We start from the raw sequence: 22,710 nt of genomic DNA, 5'->3' as shown, positions 1-22,710 counted from the left end.
TTGGTGATCGCCGCCGTCAGCGACGTCTTGCCATGGTCGACGTGGCCAATCGTGCCGATGTTCACGTGAGGCTTGTTACGCTCGAATTTACCTTTGGCCATAATCGTTCTCCGTCTATTCTACCCGCTTGGGGGAAATTGTTATTCGCTCTTCAGATCCGGCACCGCGCAAGAGACGCGACGTCGGTGGCTAAGGAACCCTTACGCGTATTTCTTCTGGACTTCCTGGGCCACTGCGGTCGGGACCGGCTCGTAGTGATCGAACTGCATCGTGTAGGCCGCACGGCCCTGGCTCATCGAGCGCAGGTTGTCGACATACTTGAACATGTTGGCGAGCGGCACCATCGCGTTGATGACCACGGCGACACCACGTGCTTCCTGACCCTGGATCTGGCCACGACGACCGTTCAGATCGCCGATGACGCTGCCGACGTAGTCTTCCGGCGTCACGACTTCGACCTTCATGATCGGCTCGAGCAGCTGCACGCCAAGCTTGGGTGCTGCTTCACGGAAGCAGGCGCGGCCGGCGATTTCGAAGGCCAGAACGCTTGAGTCGACATCGTGGTAAGCGCCGTCGATGAGGGTCGCCTTGACGCCGATCATCGGGAAGCCCGCGAACGGACCCGAGGTCATGACGCTGTTGATGCCCTTTTCGACACCAGGGATGTATTCCTTCGGCACGGCGCCGCCGACGATCTTGGTATCGAACTCGAACTCGCTGCTGTCCGGGTTCGGCTCGAAGAGGATCTTGACGCGAGCGAACTGACCGGTACCGCCAGTCTGCTTCTTGTGCGTGTAGTCCTGCTCGTGCTTGCGGGTGATCGTCTCGCGATAGGCCACCTGCGGTGCGCCGACATTGGCCTCGACCTTGAACTCGCGACGCATGCGGTCGACGATGATGTCGAGGTGGAGTTCGCCCATGCCGGAAATGATGGTCTGGCCACTTTCCTCGTCGGTCTTGACGCGGAAGGACGGATCCTCGGCGGCCAGGCGGTGAAGGGCGAGGCCCATCTTTTCCTGGTCGTTCTTGGTCTTCGGCTCGATGGCAATCTGGATGACCGGATCGGGGAATTCCATGCGCTCGAGAATGACCGGATGCAGCGGATCGCTCAGCGTGTCGCCGGTGGTCGTGTCCTTGAGACCGGCAAGAGCAACGATATCGCCGGCAAAAGCCTCTTCGACGTCGGCGCGCGAGTTCGCATGCATCTGCAGCATGCGGCCGATGCGCTCTTTCTTGCCCTTCACGGTGTTGTCGACCGAGATGCCCTTGGTGAGCCTGCCCGAATAGATGCGCGCAAAGGTCAGCGAACCGACGAACGGGTCGTTCATGATCTTGAAGGCGAGCATCGACAGCGGCTCGTTGTCGTCGGCATGACGCTCGATCTCGGCGTCGGTCTTGGCATCGACGCCCTTGATGGCGGGAACATCGGCCGGCGAAGGCAGATATTCGACGACGGCGTCGAGCAGCGGCTGCACGCCCTTGTTCTTGAAGGCCGAGCCACAGAACATCGGGTAGAACTTGACCGCGATGGTGCCCTTGCGGATCAGCGCGCGAATCTCGTCATTCGACGGCATCTTGCCTTCGAGGTAATTCTCAAGCGCCGTCTCGTCCATTTCGACGGCAGCCTCGATCATCTTCTCGCGGTATTCTTCGGCACGAGCCTTGAGGTCGTCCGGGATCTCGACGATATCCCAGGCAGCGCCCAGCGTCTCGTCGCGCCAGACCAGCGCGTTCATCTCGACGAGGTCGACAACGCCCTTGAACTCGGTCTCGGCACCAATCGGCAGCTGCATGACAACAGCATGCGCACCGAGGCGCGAGCCGATCATCTCGACCGAGCGATAGAAGTCGGCGCCGATCTTGTCCATCTTGTTGCAGAAGATCATGCGCGGAACGCGATACTTGTCGGCCTGGCGCCAGACGGTCTCGGTCTGCGGCTCAACACCGGCATTGGCATCGAGCAGTGCGATGGCGCCGTCGAGCACGCGCAGCGAACGCTCGACTTCGATGGTGAAGTCGACGTGGCCGGGGGTGTCGATGATGTTGAAGCGGTGCATCTTGCCGTCACGAGCCTTCCAGAAGGTCGTGGTCGCGGCGGACGTGATGGTGATGCCGCGCTCCTGCTCCTGCTCCATCCAATCCATGGTGGCAGCGCCGTCGTGGACTTCGCCGATCTTGTGCGACTTGCCCGTGTAGTAGAGGACGCGCTCGGTGGTCGTCGTCTTGCCGGCGTCAATATGCGCCATGATACCGAAATTGCGGTAGTCTTCGATTTTGTATTCGCGGGCCATCGTAGCTGCCTCTCAGTCTCGTTCGCGCTTTACCAGCGGTAGTGCGCGAAAGCGCGGTTGGCTTCAGCCATCTTGTGGGTGTCTTCACGCTTCTTGACAGCGGTGCCGCGGTTGTTGGCCGCGTCCATCAGCTCGCCGGAGAGGCGGTCGACCATCGTGGTCTCGTTGCGGTTGCGGGCCGCAGCAATCAGCCAGCGAATGGCCAATGCCTGGCGGCGCTCGGGGCGCACGTCGACCGGAACCTGGTAGGTGGCGCCGCCGACACGGCGCGAACGCACTTCCACATGCGGCGCGACATTGTCGAGCGCCTGATGGAAGACGGTGACCGGCTCCTGCTTGGTCTTCGACTGAACCTGGTCGAGCGCGCCGTAGACGATGGTCTCGGCGACCGACTTCTTACCGTCATACATGACGGCGTTCATGAACTTGGTGACGATCAGATCGCCGAACTTCGGGTCCGGATTGATCTCACGCTTTTCTGCACTGTGACGACGCGACATGGCTTTTGTCTCTCAATCTCATAGCCCGACGCACTCAAGGAGCGCCAAGGCCGGAAAATCTTATTTCGGACGCCCCTTACTTCGGACGCTTGGCGCCGTACTTCGAACGGCGCTGCTTGCGGTTCTTCACACCCTGCGTGTCGAGCACGCCGCGGATGATGTGGTAGCGAACGCCCGGAAGATCCTTGACGCGGCCGCCGCGGATCATCACCACGGAGTGTTCCTGAAGGTTGTGGCCTTCGCCGGGGATGTACCCGATCACTTCAAAACCATTGGTCAGGCGGATCTTGGCCACCTTGCGCAGCGCCGAGTTCGGCTTCTTCGGCGTCGTTGTATAGACGCGCGTGCAGACGCCCCGCTTCTGCGGGTTCTGCTGCATGGCCGGGACCTTGTTGCGCTTCACCGGCGCAATGCGCGGCTTGCGGATCAGCTGGTTGACGGTAGGCATTAAACCCTCTTGTCTCTCAATTCCGTGTCTCGCCCGGTCAGGGCCGCTCAAAGCGTCATTTCCATACGCAAATTCGGGCCATAAACCGCGCCTCGCGGTCTTGCCCGAACAAAAGGCAGAGGAAGCGGAAGCCGCTTCGTGCACGCCGGAAATGTCTTTTCGCTCGTAAAACGAACCCTGTTTGAGGCAAACTCCAAAGCGTGTCGCTTCGGAAGGGAGAGCCTCACATCGGTTCTGACTGGGCGGCTTCTACCCGTAAGACCGCGGACCGTCAAGCCCGGAGCACCAAATATTGCGCGCCGACCAAGGCTTGGCAGCCATGCGAAAACCGCATGTAATTTTCTTTCGCATTTTTGCAAGAGCGAGGAAGAAAGTGACAAGCCTTCAGGCAAAGTGAATGGGTTTGCGCTGTTGCGCGGCCTTGCTTCATGCGAAAAGGCCGCATGAGCAGTCAAAACCCCCTCGCCCGCCCACCCGCTGCCAAGAGGAATCGGCCCGTGAACGACAACGAAGAACGCCCGGTCACCATCATCACCGGCCGGGTGTGGAAGAAAAAAGGCGGCAAACCGGAAGGCGTCCACGTCATGCTGGTTGCGCCCGACGACGATTCGGCGGTGCGCCGGGCGCTCGAATCGCTTGCCGCCGAAGGTTACGCCGAGGCCGAGCTCGACCAGATCGGCGACATGGACGGCATCCCCGACGAAGAGCCGCATATTTCCGCCTTCCAGGGCGCGCTCGAAGGCGAAGTGTCGATCGTTACCTTCGACGTGCCTATCTGACCCCGGTCCAGCTTTCGAATCGACTGCCGAACCGAATCGGCGACCGAGGCCTTCCCAGCCGACAAATGTGCTGCCGCCAAGGGAAGGCTGAGCTTGGCTGCCCGGCTTCGGCTTGCCCGGGGCAAGTGTTCTGATAAGAAGCCATCACCATCATCAAACAGACGGAGCGGCCGTGTCCCAGCCCATCAAGATAGGCATCGTCGGCGTCGGCAAGATCGTCCGCGACCAGCACCTGCCGGCCCTGGCGAAAGACCAGGACTATCGCCTCGTCGCGGCCGCCAGCCGTCACGGCAAGGTGGATGACATCCCGAATTTCCCCACCATCGAAGCCATGCTCGACGCCGTAGCCGAGCTCGAGGCCGTCTCGCTCTGCATGCCGCCGCAATTCCGCTATGACGCGGCGCGGACGGCGCTGACGGCAAGGAAGCATGTCTTCCTGGAGAAGCCGCCGGGCGCTACTGTCAGCGAGGTCGAAGACCTCAAGACATTGGCTGCGCACAACGGCGTCTCGCTGTTTGCCAGCTGGCACTCGCGCTATGCGCCGGCCGTCGAGGCCGCACGTGCTTTTCTAAGTTCAGCCCGCATCCGCTCGGCTGCCATCAACTGGAAAGAGGATGTGCGCCGCTGGCACCCGAACCAGGAATGGATCTGGGCTCCCGGCGGTTTTGGCGTCTTCGATCCCGGCATCAACGCGCTGTCGATTGCCACCCATATCCTGCCGGCCATGTTCATCACCTCGGCGGTGCTCGACTTTCCCGAAAACCGCGCCTCCCCGGTTGCCGCGCGCGTCACCTTCCGCACCTCGAATGGCCTGCCGGTGACGATGGACCTCGACTGGCTGCAGACAGGCCCGCAAAGCTGGGACATCCTGGCCGACACCGACAAGGGCGCCATGGTGCTGTCGGGCGGCGGCTCGAAGCTCGCCATCGATGGCAAGCTCATTCACGAAGAGCCGGAAGCGGAATATCCGATGCTCTACAAGCGCTTCGCCGAGATCGTGCGCGCCGGCGTTTCCGATGTCGATCTGGCCCCGCTCCAGCATGTCGCTGACGCCTTCATGCTCGGCAAGCGCAACGTAGTCGAGGCGTTTTTCGATTGAGCTGTGCACGCGACGGGATCGCGGACCTGGCGTGAATGCACGCTGGTGCCAGGTCGACCCCCACTCCGTCTCGGCTACGCCGAGCCACCTCTCCCCCGATCGACGGGGTAGAGGAAGGGCGCGAACCTATTGACGCCAACGCTCGTTCAGCAACGCTCCTTTCCTTTCCCTCCGGAGGGGGGAAAGGTGCCGCTGCGAAGCAGCAACGGATTGGGGGAAGCCGGTCGACAAACGAACAGCCGCCGAGTTGGTCTGATATCAGCGTCATTCAGACAATCATGGCGCGATCTCACTCCACGATCGCAATCGCAAAGCCATCATAGCCCTTGGCGCCGACGGTCTGGATGGCGGTGCCGTCCAGACGCTTCTCGCTGCCGATGAATGAGAATGCGGCGCGCGCGCCTTCGACATTGGCGTCGCGGCCATCTTCGTTCACCACATCACCATCTCGAATGACGTTGTCGCAGACGATGGCCGTTCCGGGCCGCGACAACCGCATGGCCCAGGATAGGTAGTGCGGATTGTTCGGCTTGTCGGCATCGATGAAGATGAAGTCGAATGGCCCGGCATTCTCGGTGCCAAGTGCTGCGAGCGACTGAAGCGCCGGACCGACCCGCAGTTCCACCCGCTCCGATACCCCTGCCCGCTCGAAATTCGATCGCGCGACATGAGCATGGTGCTGATCGAGTTCAAGCGTCACGATCTTGCCGTCGGCAGGCAGTGCGCGCGCCATCCAGATGGTCGAATAGCCGCCCAGCGTGCCTATTTCGAGGACCTTCTTCGCTCCCTGCATGCGCGCAAGAAGTGAAAGCAGCTTGCCCTGCGCCGGCGACACGTCGATCGCCGGAAGGCCATGATCGTGGTTGGCCGCCAGAACGGCATCAAGCACGGGGTCCGCCTCAAAGAGGGAACCGACGATGTAGTCGTCGACTGCCGCCCAATTGTTCCTGCTCATCGTAAGTGCTGCCCTTTCCGGAGACGTCCGCGGGTCGACGTTCGACCCACTCAAAGAGCCTCTGGCTTCAAGATAATATACCGGCCGTTCTCGTCCAGTTCGTCCGAGGCAACCGACACGACCGACTGCCCACCCGTCCTGGACACAAGAATGAACGAGTAGGGATCCGCCGTGGCATCGTTGGCGAGAAGCAATGACCTGTCGAGCAGCCGCGCCAGCCGCGCGCCGCTCTCGACGGCATCCGGTTGCTGAAACATATCCGAGAGATAGATGGTCACGAGTTGCGAATAGGCGTCTTCCGACGCGCCATCTACGACGCAGGTGGCGGGCGCATCCCCGAGTTCGGCGACGCTGTGAACAACATCCACACTCTGCGCGCTCAGCTCGAGAACCGCCGCAACGCAGTGCCTTAGCAAATCATCATCCGCGGGATGTTCCAGGGCCGCGTCGAACCAGATCATCGCTTGCGCGCCCGGCTCGAAATGCTTGTCGGCAGCCCGCAGGGCGCCTTCCGGGTCGAGTTCCTGCCGGAGCTTGCTCTTGATTTCCGCCACGATCGCCCTGTAGCCGGGGTCGAAGATGAAGTCGATTTCCGGCTCGACCGCCGCCTCGATTTCCCTCAGCACGAACTCCTCTTCCGGAGACAGGCCGAAGTCGCCGATCCTGGCGCAGATATCTATCAGGACGGCCATCTTGGCCTGCGACAATGTGATGGTGACCGCTTTGTCGAGGTCGTATTCTTCGCTCATCAAGGCTCCCCCGCATCTGGACGCAAGCCATCATCTTCGCTGATCCGATGCGCAAGCCAAAACGCGAAAAAGGGGCCACCGGCCCCTTTTCCTCTTCACGTTCCGTCCGCGCTTACTGCGCGGCGGTGGTCATGTCGGCCAGCATCGGCTCGGCGACTTCCGCACCCGAGGCCTTGCGGCGCTCGTCGATGATCAGTTCGTCGCGCGAGGTGGCGATGCGCCGGATCTGGCTCATCGTGCCGCCGGTACCGGCCGGGATCAACCGGCCGACGATGACGTTTTCCTTCAAGCCCTGCAGCATGTCGGTCTTGCCGGCAACGGCAGCTTCCGTCAGCACTCGCGTCGTCTCCTGGAAGGAGGCGGCCGAGATGAAGGACGGCGTCTGCAGCGATGCCTTGGTGATACCGAGCAGCACCGGCAGGCCTTCGGCCGGCTTCTTGCCGTCCTCGACCAGACGCTCGTTGACCTCTTCCAGTTCGATCACGTCGACATGATCGCCCGGGATGTAGGTCGAGTCGCCCTGCACCGTGATCTCGACCTTCTGCAGCATCTGGCGAACGATCACCTCGATGTGCTTGTCGTTGATCGACACGCCCTGCAGACGGTAGACTTCCTGGATCTCGTTGACGAGGTAGGAAGCAAGTGCCTCCACGCCCTTGATCGCCAGGATGTCGTGCGGCGCCGGGTTGCCGTCGAGGATGTAGTCGCCCTTCTCGATGACGTCGCCGTCCTGGAGATGGAACGGCTTGCCCTTCGGGATCAGGTATTCGACCGGCTCAAGCGTCGAGTCATGCGGCTCGATGATGATGCGACGCTTGTTCTTGTAGTCGCGGCCGAAGCGGATCGTGCCGTCGATCTCGGCGATGATGGCGTGATCCTTCGGACGACGTGCCTCGAACAGTTCGGCAACACGCGGCAGACCGCCGGTGATGTCCTTGGTCTTGGCACTTTCCATCGGAATACGCGCCAAAACGTCGCCGGGGCGAACCTGCGAACCCGGCTCGACCGAAAGAATGGCCTCGACCGAGAGCAGGAAGCGGGCGTCGCCGCCCTTGGACAGCTTGCCGACCTTGCCCTTGGCGTCCTGGATCGCAATCGCCGGCTTCAGGTCGTTGCCACGTGGCGTCGAGCGCCAGTCGATGACCTCACGCTTGGTGATGCCGGTCGACTCGTCGGCCGTTTCCTGAACGGAAATGCCGTCGACCAGATCCTCGTACGACACCCTGCCCTCGATTTCGGTGAGGACCGGACGCGTGTAGGGATCCCACTCGGCGATACGCTGGCCGCGCTTCACCTTGTCACCATCGTCCACGAAGATACGCGAACCATAGGTGAGACGGTGCGAGGCGCGCTCCTTGCCGGCTTCGTCGAGGATCAGCACCGCCATGTTGCGGCCCATGACCATCTGCTGGCCGTCGGAGTTGCGCACCACGTTGCGGTTGCGGATCTCGACCTTGCCCTCATACGAGGCTTCAAGGAACGAGCTGTCCACCACCTGCGCGGTACCGCCCATGTGGAAGGTACGCATGGTGAGCTGGGTGCCCGGCTCGCCGATCGACTGCGCCGCGATGACGCCGACGGCTTCGCCCTGGTTGACCGGGGTGCCGCGGGCCAGATCGCGACCGTAGCAGACCGCGCAGACGCCAACCCTGACTTCGCAAGTCAGTGCCGAGCGGATGCGGACCGACTGGACGCCGGCCTTTTCGATCTGTTCCACGTCACGCTCGTCCATCAGCGTTCCGGCCTTGACCAGGATCTCGCCCGACACCGGATGGGTGATGTCGTCGAGCGACGTACGGCCCAGCACGCGCTGGCCGACCGAAGCAACGACCTGACCGGCATCGACGATCGGCTGCATGGTGAGGCCCTTGTCGGTGCCGCAGTCGACGGAGTTGACGATGCAGTCCTGCGCCACGTCGACCAGACGACGGGTGAGGTAACCCGAGTTCGCCGTCTTCAAGGCGGTGTCGGCCAGACCCTTGCGGGCGCCGTGGGTCGAGTTGAAGTACTCGAGCACGGTGAGGCCTTCCTTGAAGTTCGAGATGATCGGCGTCTCGATGATTTCACCCGACGGCTTGGCCATAAGGCCGCGCATGCCGGCAAGCTGGCGCATCTGGGTGGGCGAGCCACGCGCACCGGAGTGCGACATCATGTAGATCGAGTTCATCGGCTTCTGACGGCCATTGTCCTCGAACTCGACCGCCTTGATGCGGGCCATCATCTCGTCGGCGACCTTTTCCGAGCACTTGGCCCAGGCGTCGACGACCTTGTTGTACTTCTCGCCCTGCGTGATCAGACCGTCATTGTACTGCTGCTCGTATTCCTTGGCCAAAGCCTCGGTGTCGGAGACCAGCTTGATCTTGGCATCCGGGATCAGCATGTCGTCCTTGCCGAACGAAATGCCGGCACGGCAGGCATGGCTGAAGCCGAGCGCCATGATGCGATCGCAGAAAATGACCGTCTCCTTCTGACCGCAATGGCGGTAGACGGTGTCGATCATCTTGGAGATGTTCTTCTTGGTCATCTCCTGGTTGGCGGTCTCGTAAGGCACGTTGACGTTCTTCGGCAGAAGCTCGCCGATGATCATGCGGCCAGGCGTGGTGTCATGGATCTTCGACACGACCTTGCCTTCGGCGTCGACCGTGCGGAAACGACCCTTGATCTTGGAGTGCAGCGTCACCGCCTTGGTCTCGAGCGCGTGCTGGAGTTCGCCCATATCGGCAAACACCATGCCCTCGCCCGGCTCGTTCTGGTTGACGATCGAGAGATAGTAGAGACCCAGAACCATGTCCTGCGACGGCACGATGATCGGCGCGCCCGAAGCCGGGTGCAGGATGTTGTTGGTCGACATCATCAGCACGCGGGCTTCAAGCTGCGCTTCCAGCGACAGCGGCACGTGAACGGCCATCTGATCGCCGTCGAAGTCGGCGTTGAAGGCCGTGCAGACCAGCGGGTGCAGCTGGATCGCCTTGCCTTCGATCAGGATCGGCTCGAACGCCTGGATGCCGAGACGGTGCAGCGTCGGCGCACGGTTCAGCAGCACCGGATGCTCGCGGATGACCTCGTCGAGGATATCCCAGACTTCCGGACGCTCCTTTTCGACCAGCTTCTTCGCCTGCTTGACGGTCGAGGAGTAACCCTTGGCGTCGAGACGGGCGTAGATGAAGGGCTTGAACAGTTCGAGCGCCATCTTCTTGGGCAGGCCGCACTGGTGCAGCTTGAGCTCCGGACCGGTCACGATGACCGAGCGGCCGGAATAGTCGACGCGCTTGCCGAGCAGGTTCTGACGGAATCGGCCCTGCTTGCCCTTGAGCATGTCGGACAGCGACTTCAGCGGGCGCTTGTTGGCGCCGGTGATGACGCGGCCGCGACGGCCGTTGTCGAACAGCGCATCGACGGCTTCCTGCAGCATGCGCTTTTCATTGCGCACGATGATGCCGGGGGCGCGCAGCTCGATCAGCCGCTTCAGACGGTTGTTGCGGTTGATGACGCGGCGATAGAGATCGTTCAGATCCGACGTGGCGAAACGGCCGCCGTCCAGCGGGACGAGCGGACGCAGGTCCGGCGGGATCACCGGAACCACCTTCATGATCATCCATTCCGGACGATTGCCGGATTCCATGAAGTTCTCGACGACCTTGAGCCGCTTCAGATACTTCTTCTGCTTCAGCTCGGAGGTGGTCGACGCCAGTTCCGAACGCAGGTCGCCGGCGATCTTCTCCAGGTCCATGCCGGCCAGAAGGTCATGAATGGCCTCGGCGCCGATCATGGCGGTGAACGAATCCTCGCCATACTCGTCGACGGCGATCATGTACTCTTCCTCGCTGAGCAGCTGGTGCTCCTTCAGCGCGGTGAGGCCAGGTTCGGTGACGATGTAGTTCTCGAAGTAGAGGACGCGCTCGATGTCCTTCAGGGTCATGTCGAGCAGCGTGCCGATGCGCGACGGCAGCGACTTCAGGAACCAGATATGGGCGACCGGTGCCGCCAGCTCGATATGGCCCATGCGCTCGCGGCGAACGCGCGACAGCGTGACTTCGACGCCGCACTTCTCGCAGATGACGCCCTTGTACTTCATGCGCTTGTACTTGCCGCACAGGCACTCATAGTCCTTGATCGGGCCAAAAATGCGCGCGCAGAACAGACCGTCACGCTCCGGCTTGAAGGTGCGGTAGTTGATGGTCTCCGGCTTCTTGATCTCGCCGAAAGACCAGGACAGAATCTTCTCAGGGCTGGCAAGCGATATCCGGATGGAATCGAACACCTGCGCAGGCGCCTGCGGATTGAAGAGATTCATGACCTCTTGGTTCATGCCGTTCTCCTTTTCGGGATCCTCGAAGATCCCTTGCATCTAGTCGCGAGCCAAACGCCCGCCGTCTTTGTCGGCCACTGGCCGTCGAATTCTTCCTGGTTGAGCATGATCCTGTCCGAAAACCGGTAGCCACTTTTCGGGATCATGCTCGAGGCGCGCCGCGGACAGCCGTGGCGCGCCATTGCCTTACTCGGCCGCGTCGGGCAGCCGGACAGGGTTGTCGTCGAGCTTGGTGTTCTCCAGCTCGACATTGAGGCCGAGAGACCGCATTTCCTTGACGAGAACGTTGAAGCTCTCCGGGATGCCGGCCTCGAAGGTGTCGTCGCCACGCACGATCGCCTCGTAGACCTTGGTACGGCCGGCGACGTCGTCGGACTTCACCGTCAGCATTTCCTGCAGCGTGTAGGCGGCGCCGTACGCTTCCAGCGCCCAGACCTCCATCTCGCCGAAGCGCTGGCCACCGAACTGCGCCTTGCCGCCCAGCGGCTGCTGGGTGACGAGCGAGTACGGACCGATCGAACGCGCGTGGATCTTGTCGTCCACGAGATGGTGAAGCTTGAGCATGTAGATGTAGCCCATCGTCACCTTGCGATCGAACGGCTCGCCCGTGCGTCCGTCATAGAGCTGCGACTGACCGCTGCTGTGCAGGCCCGCCTGCTCCAGCATGATGTTGATGTCAGCCTCATGCGCGCCGTCGAACACCGGGGTCGCGATCGAGACGCCGCGGCGCATCTGCTCGCTGAGGCGAACGATGCTCTCGTCGTCATAGTCGCGAACCGGCTCGTTGCGGTCGTTGGCCGGGATGAAGCTCTCGAGCGTCTTGCGCAGCGGCTTGATGTCGCCGGCTGCCTTGTACGTGTCGATCAGCTCGCCGATCTTCCTGCCCATGCCCGCACATGCCCAGCCCAGATGCGTTTCCAGGATCTGGCCGACATTCATGCGGCTCGGCACACCCAGCGGGTTGAGCACGATATCGGCATGCGTGCCGTCCTCGAGGAAAGGCATGTCCTCGACCGGAACGATCCGCGACACGACACCCTTGTTGCCGTGACGGCCGGCCATCTTGTCGCCGGGCTGCATCTTGCGCTTCACGGCCACGAAGACCTTGACCATCTTCATGACGCCCGGAGGCATTTCGTCGCCGCGCTGGACCTTCTCGACCTTGTCCATGAAACGCTGCTCGAGCGCCTTCTTGGAATCGTCATACTGGCCACGCAGCGCTTCCAGCTCGCTCTGGAGCTTTTCGTTCTCCACGGCAAACTGCCACCACTGCGAACGCGGATACTCGTCGAGCGTATCCTTGGACAGCGTCGAGCCCTTCTTGAAGCCCTTCGGTCCAGCGATCGCTTCCTTGCCGACGAGCACGTCGGAAAGACGCGCGTAGACGTTACGGTCCAGAATGGCCTGCTCGTCGTCGCGGTCCTTGGCGAGGCGTTCGATCTCCTCGCGCTCGATCGCCATGGCGCGCTCGTCCTTCTCCACACCGTGGCGATTGAAGACGCGCACCTCGACGACGGTGCCGAAAGTGCCAGGAGGCATGCGCATCGAGGTGTCGCGCACATCGGATGCCTTTTCGCCGAAGATGGCGCGCAGAAGCTTCTCTTCCGGCGTCATCGGGCTTTCGCCCTTCGGCGTGATCTTGCCGACCAGGATGTCGCCCGGCTGAACTTCCGCACCGATGTAGACGATGCCGGCTTCGTCGAGGTTCTTCAGCGCTTCTTCCGAGACGTTCGGGATATCGCGCGTGATTTCCTCCGGTCCAAGCTTGGTATCGCGCGCCATGACCTCGAACTCCTCGATGTGGATCGAGGTGAAGACGTCGTCGGCGACGATGCGTTCGGACAGGAGGATCGAGTCCTCGTAGTTGTAGCCGTTCCACGGCATGAACGCGACCAGCACGTTGCGGCCGAGCGCCAGATCACCGAGCTCGGTCGACGGACCGTCGGCGATGATGTCGCCCTTGTTGACCCGGTCGCCCATGCGAACCAGCGGGCGCTGGTTGATGCAGGTGTTCTGGTTCGAACGCTGGAACTTCATCAACCGGTAGATGTCGACGCCGGACTTGCCCGGATCGAGATCCTCGGTGGCGCGGATAACGATACGCGTCGCGTCCACCTGGTCGACGATGCCGCCGCGGCGGGCGCCGATGGCGGCGCCCGAGTCACGGGCGACGATCGGCTCCATGCCGGTGCCGACGAACGGCGCCTCGGCGCGCACCAGCGGCACGGCCTGACGCTGCATGTTCGAGCCCATCAGAGCGCGGTTGGCGTCGTCGTTTTCCAGGAACGGGATCAGGGCCGCGGCCACCGACACCATCTGCTTGGGCGACACGTCCATCAGATCGACGTTTTCGCGCGGCGCCATCATCACTTCGCCGGCACTGCGGCAAATGACGAATTCGTCGACGAAACCACCGTTCTTGTCGAGCTCGGCGTTGGCCTGCGCGACATGGTGCTTGGCCTCTTCCATCGCCGAGAGATAGACGACGTCATTGGTCAGCTTGCCGTCGACGATCTTGCGGTACGGGCTCTCGATGAAGCCGTACTTGTTGACGCGTGCGAAGGTGGCCAGCGAGTTGATCAGACCGATATTCGGGCCTTCCGGCGTCTCGATCGGGCAGATGCGGCCGTAATGCGTCGGGTGCACGTCGCGCACTTCGAAGCCGGCGCGCTCGCGGGTCAGACCGCCCGGTCCAAGCGCCGAGAGGCGGCGCTTGTGGGTGATCTCCGACAGCGGGTTGGTCTGGTCCATGAACTGCGACAGCTGCGAGGAACCGAAGAACTCGCGTACGGCGGCAGCCGCCGGCTTGGCGTTGATCAGATCCTGCGGCATGACCGTGTCGATCTCGATCGAGGACATACGCTCCTTGATCGCGCGCTCCATGCGCAGCAGGCCGACGCGGTACTGGTTTTCCATCAGCTCGCCGACCGAACGCACACGGCGGTTGCCGAGATTGTCGATGTCGTCGATCTCGCCCTTGCCGTCGCGCAGTTCGACCAGCGTCCTGACCACGGCCAGGATGTCGTCCTTGCGCAGCACGCGCACGGTGTCCTCGGCCTTCAGCTCGAGGCGCATGTTCATCTTGACGCGGCCGACGGCCGACAGATCGTAGCGCTCGCTATCGAAGAACAGCGAGTTGAACATGGCTTCGGCGGTTTCAAGCGTCGGCGGCTCGCCGGGGCGCATGACACGATAGATGTCGAACAGCGCGTCCTGGCGGCTCTCGTTCTTGTCGACGTTGAGCGTGTTGCGGATATAGGCGCCGACATTGACGTGGTCGATGTCGAGAACCTTGATCTCCTCTTCGCCGGTGCCGAGCAGCACCTTCAGCGTCTTCTCGTCGATCTCGTCACCGGCCTCGAGGAAGATCTCGCCGGTGGCGTAGTTGACGATGTCCTCGGCCAGATAGTTGCCGAGCAGGTCCTCGTCGGTCGCCTTGATCGCCTTCAGACCCTTTTCGCCAAGCGCCCGTGCCTGGCGTGCGGTAATCTTCTTGCCGGCCTCGACGACGACTTCGCCGGTATCGGCATCGACCAGGTCGCCGACAGCCTTGAGGCCGCGGAAACGCTCGACGTTGAACGGAATGCGCCAATGGTCGCCGGCACGCTTGTAGGTGATCTTGTTGTAGAAGGTCGACAGGATCTCTTCGCCGTCCATGCCGAGCGCCATCAGCAGCGACGTCACCGGAATCTTGCGGCGGCGATCGATGCGGGCGTGCACGACGTCCTTGGAATCGAACTCGATGTCGAGCCACGAACCGCGATACGGGATGACGCGCGCGGCAAACAGAAGCTTGCCCGACGAGTGCGACTTGCCCTTGTCATGGTCAAAGAAGACGCCCGGCGAACGGTGCATCTGCGAAACGATGACGCGCTCGGTGCCGTTGACGATAAAGGTGCCGTTCAAGGTCATGAGCGGCATGTCGCCCATGTAGACGTCCTGCTCCTTGATGTCCTTGATGGACTTGGCGCCGGTGTCCTCGTCGATATCGAACACGATGAGGCGCAGCGTCACCTTGAGCGGCGCGGCATAGGTGAGGTCGCGCTGACGGCATTCGTCAACGTCGAATTTCGGTCCTTCGAACTCGTACTTCACGAACTCCAGCATGGAGGAGCCGGAAAAATCGGAGATCGGGAAGACCGACTTGAAAACGGCCTGCAGCCCCTCGTCCGGACGCCCACCCTTGGGCTCCGCCACCATCAGGAACTGGTCATAGGATGCCTTCTGAACCTCGATCAGGTTCGGCATCTCCGCAACTTCCGGAATCTTTCCGAAGAACTTGCGTACGCGTCTGCGGCCATTGAAAGTCTGGGTCTGGGCCATCGTCGCTCCTTAGCTCTAAACTCGGGACGAGCCTCGCCGCGGCTCGCCTTGCATACTGGGCCACCTTGGCGGCAACCCTCTGTCTGTTTTCCCGGCGCCTGTCGGCGGCCGGCTAGAACGGGAGAAAACCCGTTTCCTGAAGGCCGGTTTTCGGCCCTCAGGAAAGAGGTTCTCGCAGATCTCGCGTTACGCGCTCTCCCTTCGGGCGAAGGGAGTGGCGGACGGCGCGAGGCCGCCCGCCGCTTTTACGCTTACTTCAGTTCGACCTTGGCGCCGGCTGCTTCCAGCTGGGCCTTGAACTTGTCAGCGTCGGCCTTGGAAACGGCTTCCTTGACCGGCTTCGGAGCCGCTTCAACCAGATCCTTGGCTTCCTTGAGGCCAAGACCGGTGATGGCGCGGACTTCCTTGATGACGTTGATCTTCTGAGCGCCTGCGTCGGTGAGGACGACATCGAATTCCGTCTTTTCCTCGGCCGGAGCAGCAGCGGCCGCAGCGCCGCCAGCAGCGGCAACCGCCACCGGAGCAGCAGCCGAAACGCCCCACTTTTCTTCCAGAAGCTTCGACAGCTCGGCCGCCTCGAGGACGGTCAGCTTCGAAAGGTCGTCTACGATCTTTGCGAGATCAGCCATTGTTGTGTTCCTTCATAAGGTTCGAACGTGTGTTTGTGATAGCGAGGAACGGCCTCATGCCGCCTCGTCCTTCCGGGCGTAAGCGCCGATGACGCGCGCGACCGAGGCCGCTGGCGCATTGACGATCTGGGCGATCCGGGTTGCCGGCGTGGCGATCATGCCAACCAGCCTGGCGCGCAGCTCATCGAGCGACGGAAGTGTGGCGAGTGCCTTCACACCGTCGGCATTGAGCGAGGTGGTGCCCATTGCGCCGCCGAGAATGACGAGCTTGTCATTTCCCTTGGCGAAATCGGACGCGACCTTCGGCGCCGCAATCGGATCCTCCGAATAAGCAATCAGCGTCTGTCCCTTGAACAGCTCGATGATCGATGCGGAGTCCGTGCCCTGAAGAGCGATTTTGGCGAGACGGTTCTTCGCGACTTTGACGGTGCCACCGGCAGCGCGCATTTTCGACCGAAGGTCGTTCATTTGCGCGACGGTGATACCGGCGTAGTGGGCCACGACCACTGAACCTGCGTTCGAGAACGCACCGTTCAGGCCCGTGACGAGTTCGCGTTTTTCCGCTCTGTCCACTGCCTATCTCCAGTTGACCCCAATCCTGTTAACGGGAACATCCCATTGACGAGGACAGGCGTCGGGTTGCCTTTTGTCGGCCGGGCCATCCAGTAACGGATCTCCCGAACGACGCTCGAGGATCCTGCCCCCTTTCGCCACATCGACAGTCAAGCCGGCGATGCGCAGACAAAAGGCAAACACGGTTCGAACCTTTCATTGGAGCAATCGCTCCGTTGTCCGGTCTTCACCCGTCTCATGCAGGCCCAAATCGAATTAAGGCTTCTGGGCCGCCTGCAATCTCGGACAGGATGTCCGGAAACCTTTCGGCTTCCGGTACCGGGCCGCCGACAAGTCGGAGGTCCGGAATTCACTTGCGGATCAGCCGCTTGCCGGCCGATCCAAATGTTCGTATCAGGACGCGTTAAGCGTCGCGACGTCGAGCTTGAGGCCCGGGCCCATCGTCGAGGTGACCGACACCTTCTTGACGTAGTTGCCCTTGGCGCCAGTCGGCTTTGCCTTGGTCACCGCATCGGCGAAGGCGCGGATGTTCTCTTCCAGGGCCTTGACGTCGAACGAGACCTTGCCGACGCCGGCATGGACGATGCCAGCCTTCTCGACACGGAACTCGACGGCGCCGCCCTTGGACGCCTTGACGGCGGCGGCAACGTCGGTGGTGACGGTTCCGACCTTCGGGTTCGGCATCATGCCGCGCGGGCCGAGCACCTTGCCCAGACGGCCGACCAGCGGCATCATGTCCGGCGTGGCGATGCAGCGATCGAAATCGATCGTGCCCTTCTGGACGATGTCGACCAGATCCTCGGCACCAACGATGTCGGCGCCGGCAGCGCGCGCTTCGTCGGCCTTGTCGCCACGGGCGAACACGGCGACACGTACCGAGCGGCCGGTGCCGTTCGGCAGGTTGACCACGCCGCGGACCATCTGGTCGGCATGGCGCGGGTCGACGCCGAGGTTCATGGCGACTTCGATGGTCTCATCGAACTTCACCGAGGAACGGTCCTTGAGCAGCTTCAGCGCATCACCCAGGGCATAAGCCTTGTTGGGATCGATGCCTTCGCGGGTCTTCGATACACGCTTTGCAATCTTTGCCATGATCTTAGCCCACCACTTCCAGACCCATCGAGCGGGCGGAGCCCTCGACCATGCGCATGGCCGCTTCGACGTCGTTTGCGTTCAGGTCTTTCATCTTCGCGGTGGCAATCTCGCGGACCTTGTCACGCGAAACCGTACCGGCCTTGACCTTGCCCGGCTCCTTGGAACCAGAGGTCAGGTTCGCCGCCTTCTTCAGGAAGTAGCTCACCGGCGCCGTCTTCATGACGAAGGTGAAGGACTTGTCCTGATAGTAGGTGATGACAACCGGAACCGGCGATCCCTTTTCCATTTCCTGGGTCTGCGCGTTGAACGCCTTGCAGAACTCCATGATGTTGATGCCACGCTGACCAAGCGCCGGGCCGATCGGGGGAGACGGCGTAGCCGATCCCGCTTTCACCTGGAGCTTGAGCTGGCCTGCAATTTTCTTAGCCATCTCTTTTCCTGCCTTTGTCTATGCCGGTCATGCCGGCGGTTGCAGTCTGGTGGTGCGATCCATGCGGCCGGCTAAAGCCGCATTCGTCTCCCACCGTTCTCAGGCCGCGCTTCCGCGCCGCCTCCCCTGATCGCCAAACCGGCTTCAGGGATTTCGGATCAGCCCTTTTCGACCTGCCCGAATTCCAGATCGACAGGCACGGCGCGCCCGAAGATCGAAACTTCCACCTTGAGCCGCGCCCGCTCCTCGTCCACTTCCTGGACGAAACCGTTGAACGACGCGAAGGGACCATCCGAAACGCGGATCGCTTCGCCGATCTCGAACGTGACCGAGGGCTTGGGCCGCTCGACGCCTTCCTGGACCTGGTTCAGGATGCGCTGCGCTTCCGCCTCGGTGATCGGCACCGGCTTGGAGTCACCCAGGAAGCCGGTGACCTTCGGCGTGTTCTTGACCAGCGAGAACACGGCGTCGGTCAGATTGGCCTTCAGCAGCACATAGCCCGGGAAGAACTTGCGCTCGGCATCGACCTTGCGGCCGCGGCGAACTTCGACGACCTTCTCGGTCGGAACCACGATCTGGTGGATGTCGGCAGACAGGCCCTTCTGCTTGGCCTTGTTCTCGATATCCTCGGCGACCTTCTTTTCAAAGTTCGAATAGGCGTGGACGATGTACCAGCGCGCGGTCATTTCAAGACTTCTCCGTAATCGCCGGACTTAGCGTCCGATGCCCAGAATCTGTTCGACCGCGAGGCCCATGAGCTGATCAGCGGTGAAGAAAAAGATCATCGCGATCACTGCGAAGGCCAGAACCATCACCGTCGAGATCATCGTTTCGCGCCGCGACGGCCAAGTCACCTTGGCGGTCTCCGCGCGAACCTGCTGGAGAAAGACGAAAGGATTTGTGGTTTTCGAAGCCATATGCCGCTCTGTCTTCAAGACCCGTTGGCCGGGTCTCCTGGATGATCCCGCTGGCCGGGACGTGCCGCCTGAGCGAATTTCGCGCCGAATCAGCGCAATCATTTCGCCCATGCAAATCAGACGCGTAAAGCCGGTTTCCCAGCTCCACGCGTCGCGTGTCTGTTTCGTCTACATAAAACCGATTCTTGATCCACGCAAGTGGCAAGTCTCCGCTTTATGACCAAACACCGCCTCGGAACCATCCAGTCGTTCCGTCCCGGCTATGGCGCTCTTATGCCCCAATCGACCCTATATGGCAAGCGGGTCGCCGATTTTCAAAGGCCGGACCATGGAAATATCGTTTTGAACGCCATTCCGAAACGGCGAGACATTGGGTTGAATGCCATTCAGGGAATGGCACGGGCAGCAGGGCTCGAACCTACGACCTGCGGTTTTGGAGACCGCCGCTCTACCAACTGAGCTATGCCCGTACGTGCGCATGTCGGCGCAGCAGGCGCTTCCTAAAAGCTTCCGCACGCTCTGTAAAGAGCGGTTTGCATGCAAACACGCCTTAACCTCTGCGCCAGAAATCGGGATAGTCGACAACCAGCCCGTTGCGGTCGATTTCAAGTTCCCGCCTGAAGTCGCTGGCGCGCGATTCATAGAGATATCGCCTGCCCTCTTCGAGGCATGTGTAGCGTTGCGGGTTGGCGACGACCGTGAGGGCGGGGAAGTCGATGAAGGCAGTGGTTATCTCGGCACTCTGCCCGGCGGAAAGCTGCAATCGCCGGATCGGCAGCGTGTTGGTGAACGGCGTGATGGTCAGGTCGGGATCGAAAATGCCGTCGAGTTCCGGCATCGGCAGGCCGTCCCTGGTCCAGCGACCATCGCCATCGGCGGCAAGAACAAGCGTGCGGCCGCTACCGATCATATCGACAACGACACGCCTGGCGTGCCAGCCGACATCGCAAGCGATGCGGTAACGGACGGCGAAAGGCGTTTGCCCGGAGCAGACTGCGACAGAGTCGGCCGAGACCTCCCCTGCCCGCTCCTGCAGCACCAAATGTTCGAGACCCGGTCCGTCCCACTCGCGCCAACGTATGATCTTCACATCTTCCGACATCAGCCCAACACCTCCATGGCGAACTGGACGCTAGTTTGTACCCGGTGGCTGATAGGGGCCGCCCGGCACACCCCAGCCCCAGGCCGGCATCGGTTCCGTCTGCGGATCGCAGGTTTCGCCGAGATTGGAGTTCATCTTGGCCAGGCGCGATCCCCATTCGACATAGCCCATGAAGGCCGAACGGAATTCCGGATCGTCAGGCAGGCCGACCGCGTCGGCGGCATCGGCCAGGAGGCTGATCCAGCGGCGGCGCTGCTCTTCGCTCAGATGCTTGCCCAGATGGTGCATGACCATCTCGCGGTGCCCGCCGAACTGCTCGCTGTAGGTCTTCGGTCCGCCGAAAACCTCGCCGATGAAGGCCGCGACATGGGCGGGGTGATCCGGCGACATGGTCTTGAACACCGGCCCGACGATCGGGTCCTGCGCCACCTTGTCATAGAAGGTCTGGGTGAGCCGGTTCAAGGCCTCGCTGCCGCCGGCCCATTCGTAGAGTGTCGGGATATCCTGGCCCATTCTCGATCCTCCGCTTGCCTGAAGCCGCCAGCAGCGACGATAGCGGAAAAATCGAAAGCGGCTCAACCTGCCTCGATGGCCAGTTTCGGGCTCCGTCGCCCACTACAATTTGGCCGGCGCGTCAGCCTCGGCATTGGCGGAAGGCCGGATCCGGCAATTCTCGGGTCTTGGCACCGCCTCGCAAATGGTCGCACCGGTCAGCGCGTCGACCGATTGCAGGCTCGTCGTCAGGCCAACCTTCAGCATCATGTCGGGTTCCAGCCGGCGCTCGACCGAGCGCCGCTCGATCGCCGCGAACAGGGCGGAACTGATCGCCATCTCCTCCAGGTAGGCCTTGACCATCAGCTTTTGCCCCATCGGGTAGAGGCTAAGTCGCGCCTGGGGACCGACAAGCCGCCTGATGCCGCCGGCAAGCATGAACGCGCAGGCCGAATCGCACTCCACGCCCGCATCGATGCTCAGCCCGGCATAGGCGCCCTCCTTGGCCAGGCAATTCCACGCTCCTGGGTCACAGCCGACGAAATCGGTGCGGCCAACGGCGACGTCGAGATTCTTTTCATGGATAAGCCGTCCCGCCGCCAGGGCGCTGAACAGGTCGCCTCCCTTCGAGCTGATCACGACAGGCAGTTGCCGTTTGCCGATCGTGGCGAGCAGCTGGCGCAGCTTCTGCGGGGTCTGGGGGGTGATCGCGCCTTCCGCCGAGATCCATTCCGGGCAGTCTGGATTGCAGAGCGGATTGGTGCCGCGAACGACAACGAAGCGCATGTCTTCATCGCGCCGCGCCGCCTCGGGTTCGATCGCTGGCGGAGTAGGCCTGGCCGCGGTCGCCATCAGGCCATCAGGCTTGTTCCCCGGCACCTCCCGGCAATTCGTGGCCAGGCGGCCGGGTTCGCACAGGCTCGCCGCGGTCAACAGGCCCACGGCGTCCGTGCTGGTGACCAGCTTCATCGCCAGCATGTCATCGAGGGCGATCTGGTGGATTTCGCTGGCCGGGGTGCCCTTCATCGTTTCGAGCATGCTTTGTTCGATGCCCATCTGATCCAGGTAGGCCGCCAGCTTTTTCTCCACCGACTTGCTCATTTCGTAGGTCTTGTAGCTGCCGGCGTTCTTGCGGCTGACGATCTTCGTGTTGAGGATCTTCTTCTTGCCCCCGACGATCCGGTAGGTGGTCCGGTATTGCAATTTCGTGCGGATGTAGGTCGTGGTGATCTGATGGACCCCGAGATAGGCCCATTCGCCGGCCACTCGCCTGATGCCGCCGGCAAACATCAGAGGACAGGCGGAATTGCACATGGCGCCATAGTCGATGACATCGCCGAAGTAGCGGGCGTCACGGTCCTGGCACCCCTTCGCGTCGGGCTGGCAGCTGGAAAACACCGTCTTGCCGATGGCGATATCGAGCTTGTTCTTGCGGATCAGCCGGCCAAGCGTCAGCGCCGCCTCGACATTGCCGCCGGGAGAATCCACGACAACAGGCAGTTTCCGCCCGCCAAGCGTCTTCAGCATGCGTTTGAAGAGCGCCGGAGTTCCGGCTTCTATGGAGCCCTCGGCCGATATCCATTCCGGGCAGATCGGCTCGCACCCCGCTGCGTTGCTGCGGACAATGCCGAACCGCATCGTCGGTCCAAGATCCGGCGCCGCATCCGCCGCGAAGGCTGCCGGGCCTGTGGCAAGCAACGCAATCAGCCAGGTCAGAGCCAGCGGCCACAATGCCCGACGATGAAAATACCGCCTTGGAACCATTTGGAAAAAGCCCCTTGATGCAACCTATACTAGACGAGGTCCAGAGCCTTGCAACAGGCTTCGGCCGACGGGGCGGCAGCCGATAGCCCGGCAAACAAAAAGGGCGGCCCGAAGACCGCCCTTTCTTGTCGATCCGGCGAATGCCGGGCTCGGTTATTCCTTGATGGTGACGACGATGCCGGCACCGACGGTGCGGCCGCCTTCACGGATAGCGAAGCGCAGCTTCTCTTCCATGGCGATCGGCACGATCAGCTC

19 protein-coding genes, 1 tRNA gene and 1 pseudogene are annotated in these 22,710 nt (G+C 62.0%); 2 read left to right on the top strand and 19 right to left on the bottom strand.

What is annotated here, in order from left to right; genetic code table 11:
• The 4 genes from M729_RS01000000136190 to rpsL form a co-directional block, all read right to left on the bottom strand.
• Positions 1 to 101: GTP-binding protein (locus tag M729_RS01000000136190; protein ID WP_031249078.1), on the bottom strand; the 101-nt coding region annotated here is incomplete at its 3' end.
• Between the two features lie 99 nt (positions 102 to 200).
• Positions 201 to 2,291: an elongation factor G gene (gene fusA, locus M729_RS0129960; RefSeq protein ID WP_013531421.1), complete on the bottom strand. Its 2,091-nt coding sequence runs from the start codon at positions 2,289 to 2,291 to the stop codon at positions 201 to 203.
• 29 nt (positions 2,292 to 2,320) lie between these two features.
• On the bottom strand, positions 2,321 to 2,791 hold the full coding sequence (gene rpsG / locus M729_RS0129955) for a 30S ribosomal protein S7 (protein ID WP_008875664.1): 471 nt from the start codon (positions 2,789 to 2,791) through the stop codon (positions 2,321 to 2,323).
• 76 nt (positions 2,792 to 2,867) lie between these two features.
• Positions 2,868 to 3,239 carry a 30S ribosomal protein S12 gene (gene rpsL, locus M729_RS0129950; RefSeq protein WP_006333356.1) on the bottom strand — a complete coding sequence of 124 codons (372 nt, stop codon included), beginning with the start codon at positions 3,237 to 3,239 and terminating at the stop codon, positions 2,868 to 2,870.
• A gap of 497 nt (positions 3,240 to 3,736) precedes the next feature.
• Here rpsL and M729_RS0129945 point away from each other — a divergent pair, with 497 nt between their 5' ends.
• On the top strand, positions 3,737 to 4,018 hold the full coding sequence (locus M729_RS0129945) for a transcriptional regulator (RefSeq protein WP_013531420.1): 282 nt from the start codon (positions 3,737 to 3,739) through the stop codon (positions 4,016 to 4,018).
• 172 nt (positions 4,019 to 4,190) lie between these two features.
• Entirely contained in the window at positions 4,191 to 5,117 is a 927-nt protein-coding gene (locus M729_RS0129940; protein WP_027163736.1) for a Gfo/Idh/MocA family oxidoreductase, read from the top strand.
• Between the two features lie 289 nt (positions 5,118 to 5,406).
• Here M729_RS0129940 and M729_RS0129935 read toward each other — a convergent pair whose 3' ends face one another.
• From M729_RS0129935 to M729_RS1000000138075, 15 genes and pseudogenes are all read right to left on the bottom strand, one after another.
• A complete protein-coding gene (locus M729_RS0129935) occupies positions 5,407 to 6,072 on the bottom strand; it encodes an O-methyltransferase (protein ID WP_024505641.1) in 666 nt (221 codons plus the stop codon).
• A gap of 50 nt (positions 6,073 to 6,122) precedes the next feature.
• Complete coding sequence (locus M729_RS1000000139550) at positions 6,123 to 6,821, bottom strand: lipase chaperone (protein WP_024505640.1); 699 nt, start codon at positions 6,819 to 6,821, stop codon at positions 6,123 to 6,125.
• 112 nt (positions 6,822 to 6,933) lie between these two features.
• The gene (gene rpoC, locus M729_RS0129925; RefSeq protein WP_013531415.1) at positions 6,934 to 11,130 is read right to left on the bottom strand and encodes a DNA-directed RNA polymerase subunit beta'; all 4,197 of its coding nucleotides are present in this window, start codon (positions 11,128 to 11,130) and stop codon (positions 6,934 to 6,936) included.
• Between the two features lie 186 nt (positions 11,131 to 11,316).
• The gene (gene rpoB / locus M729_RS0129920; RefSeq protein WP_013531414.1) at positions 11,317 to 15,453 is read right to left on the bottom strand and encodes a DNA-directed RNA polymerase subunit beta; all 4,137 of its coding nucleotides are present in this window, start codon (positions 15,451 to 15,453) and stop codon (positions 11,317 to 11,319) included.
• A 251-nt stretch (positions 15,454 to 15,704) separates the two neighbouring features.
• Positions 15,705 to 16,082: a 50S ribosomal protein L7/L12 gene (rplL, locus tag M729_RS0129915; RefSeq protein WP_013531413.1), complete on the bottom strand. Its 378-nt coding sequence runs from the start codon at positions 16,080 to 16,082 to the stop codon at positions 15,705 to 15,707.
• A 54-nt stretch (positions 16,083 to 16,136) separates the two neighbouring features.
• Positions 16,137 to 16,655: a 50S ribosomal protein L10 gene (gene rplJ / locus M729_RS0129910; protein ID WP_013531412.1), complete on the bottom strand. Its 519-nt coding sequence runs from the start codon at positions 16,653 to 16,655 to the stop codon at positions 16,137 to 16,139.
• 393 nt (positions 16,656 to 17,048) lie between these two features.
• The gene (rplA, locus tag M729_RS0129905) at positions 17,049 to 17,747 is read right to left on the bottom strand and encodes a 50S ribosomal protein L1 (protein WP_013531411.1); all 699 of its coding nucleotides are present in this window, start codon (positions 17,745 to 17,747) and stop codon (positions 17,049 to 17,051) included.
• Between the two features lie 4 nt (positions 17,748 to 17,751).
• Positions 17,752 to 18,180: a 50S ribosomal protein L11 gene (rplK, locus tag M729_RS0129900; protein WP_013531410.1), complete on the bottom strand. Its 429-nt coding sequence runs from the start codon at positions 18,178 to 18,180 to the stop codon at positions 17,752 to 17,754.
• A 158-nt stretch (positions 18,181 to 18,338) separates the two neighbouring features.
• Entirely contained in the window at positions 18,339 to 18,866 is a 528-nt protein-coding gene (gene nusG, locus M729_RS0129895) for a transcription termination/antitermination protein NusG (RefSeq protein WP_013531409.1), read from the bottom strand.
• Positions 18,867 to 18,893: 27 nt separating this feature from the next.
• The gene (gene secE, locus M729_RS0129890; protein ID WP_013531408.1) at positions 18,894 to 19,097 is read right to left on the bottom strand and encodes a preprotein translocase subunit SecE; all 204 of its coding nucleotides are present in this window, start codon (positions 19,095 to 19,097) and stop codon (positions 18,894 to 18,896) included.
• A 394-nt stretch (positions 19,098 to 19,491) separates the two neighbouring features.
• Positions 19,492 to 19,567 (bottom strand) — tRNA-Trp (locus M729_RS0129885).
• Between the two features lie 80 nt (positions 19,568 to 19,647).
• Positions 19,648 to 20,199, bottom strand: a complete 552-nt coding sequence (locus M729_RS0129880; protein ID WP_032809618.1) for a putative glycolipid-binding domain-containing protein — start codon at positions 20,197 to 20,199, stop codon at positions 19,648 to 19,650.
• A 30-nt stretch (positions 20,200 to 20,229) separates the two neighbouring features.
• Complete coding sequence (locus tag M729_RS0129875) at positions 20,230 to 20,712, bottom strand: group II truncated hemoglobin (RefSeq protein ID WP_024505637.1); 483 nt, start codon at positions 20,710 to 20,712, stop codon at positions 20,230 to 20,232.
• 102 nt (positions 20,713 to 20,814) lie between these two features.
• A complete protein-coding gene (locus M729_RS0129870) occupies positions 20,815 to 22,455 on the bottom strand; it encodes a hypothetical protein (RefSeq protein ID WP_027163735.1) in 1,641 nt (546 codons plus the stop codon).
• 153 nt (positions 22,456 to 22,608) lie between these two features.
• A pseudogene (locus tag M729_RS1000000138075) lies at positions 22,609 to 22,710 on the bottom strand (elongation factor Tu); the annotation flags it as partial.

The organism is Mesorhizobium sp. WSM1293, from assembly GCF_000513875.1.
In the GTDB taxonomy this organism is placed as follows: Bacteria; Pseudomonadota; Alphaproteobacteria; order Rhizobiales; family Rhizobiaceae; genus Mesorhizobium; species Mesorhizobium ciceri.
Note: the sequence above shows the minus strand (reverse complement) of the source record. Positions and strands in the feature narration are given on the sequence as shown.

Coding starts and splice junctions, on each gene's coding strand:
- secE (WP_013531408.1), bottom strand. CDS start 19,097: ATGGCTTCGAAAACCACAAATCCTTTCGTCTTTCTCCAGCAGGTTCGC.
- rplL (WP_013531413.1), bottom strand. CDS start 16,082: ATGGCTGATCTCGCAAAGATCGTAGACGACCTTTCGAAGCTGACCGTC.
- rpsG (WP_008875664.1), bottom strand. CDS start 2,791: ATGTCGCGTCGTCACAGTGCAGAAAAGCGTGAGATCAATCCGGACCCG.
- M729_RS0129870 (WP_027163735.1), bottom strand. CDS start 22,455: ATGGTTCCAAGGCGGTATTTTCATCGTCGGGCATTGTGGCCGCTGGCT.
- rpsL (WP_006333356.1), bottom strand. CDS start 3,239: ATGCCTACCGTCAACCAGCTGATCCGCAAGCCGCGCATTGCGCCGGTG.
- M729_RS0129875 (WP_024505637.1), bottom strand. CDS start 20,712: ATGGGCCAGGATATCCCGACACTCTACGAATGGGCCGGCGGCAGCGAG.
- M729_RS1000000139550 (WP_024505640.1), bottom strand. CDS start 6,821: ATGAGCGAAGAATACGACCTCGACAAAGCGGTCACCATCACATTGTCG.
- rplK (WP_013531410.1), bottom strand. CDS start 18,180: ATGGCTAAGAAAATTGCAGGCCAGCTCAAGCTCCAGGTGAAAGCGGGA.
- rpoB (WP_013531414.1), bottom strand. CDS start 15,453: ATGGCCCAGACCCAGACTTTCAATGGCCGCAGACGCGTACGCAAGTTC.
- M729_RS0129880 (WP_032809618.1), bottom strand. CDS start 20,199: ATGTCGGAAGATGTGAAGATCATACGTTGGCGCGAGTGGGACGGACCG.
- rpoC (WP_013531415.1), bottom strand. CDS start 11,130: ATGAACCAAGAGGTCATGAATCTCTTCAATCCGCAGGCGCCTGCGCAG.
- M729_RS0129935 (WP_024505641.1), bottom strand. CDS start 6,072: ATGAGCAGGAACAATTGGGCGGCAGTCGACGACTACATCGTCGGTTCC.
- fusA (WP_013531421.1), bottom strand. CDS start 2,291: ATGGCCCGCGAATACAAAATCGAAGACTACCGCAATTTCGGTATCATG.
- rplA (WP_013531411.1), bottom strand. CDS start 17,747: ATGGCAAAGATTGCAAAGCGTGTATCGAAGACCCGCGAAGGCATCGAT.
- nusG (WP_013531409.1), bottom strand. CDS start 18,866: ATGACCGCGCGCTGGTACATCGTCCACGCCTATTCGAACTTTGAAAAG.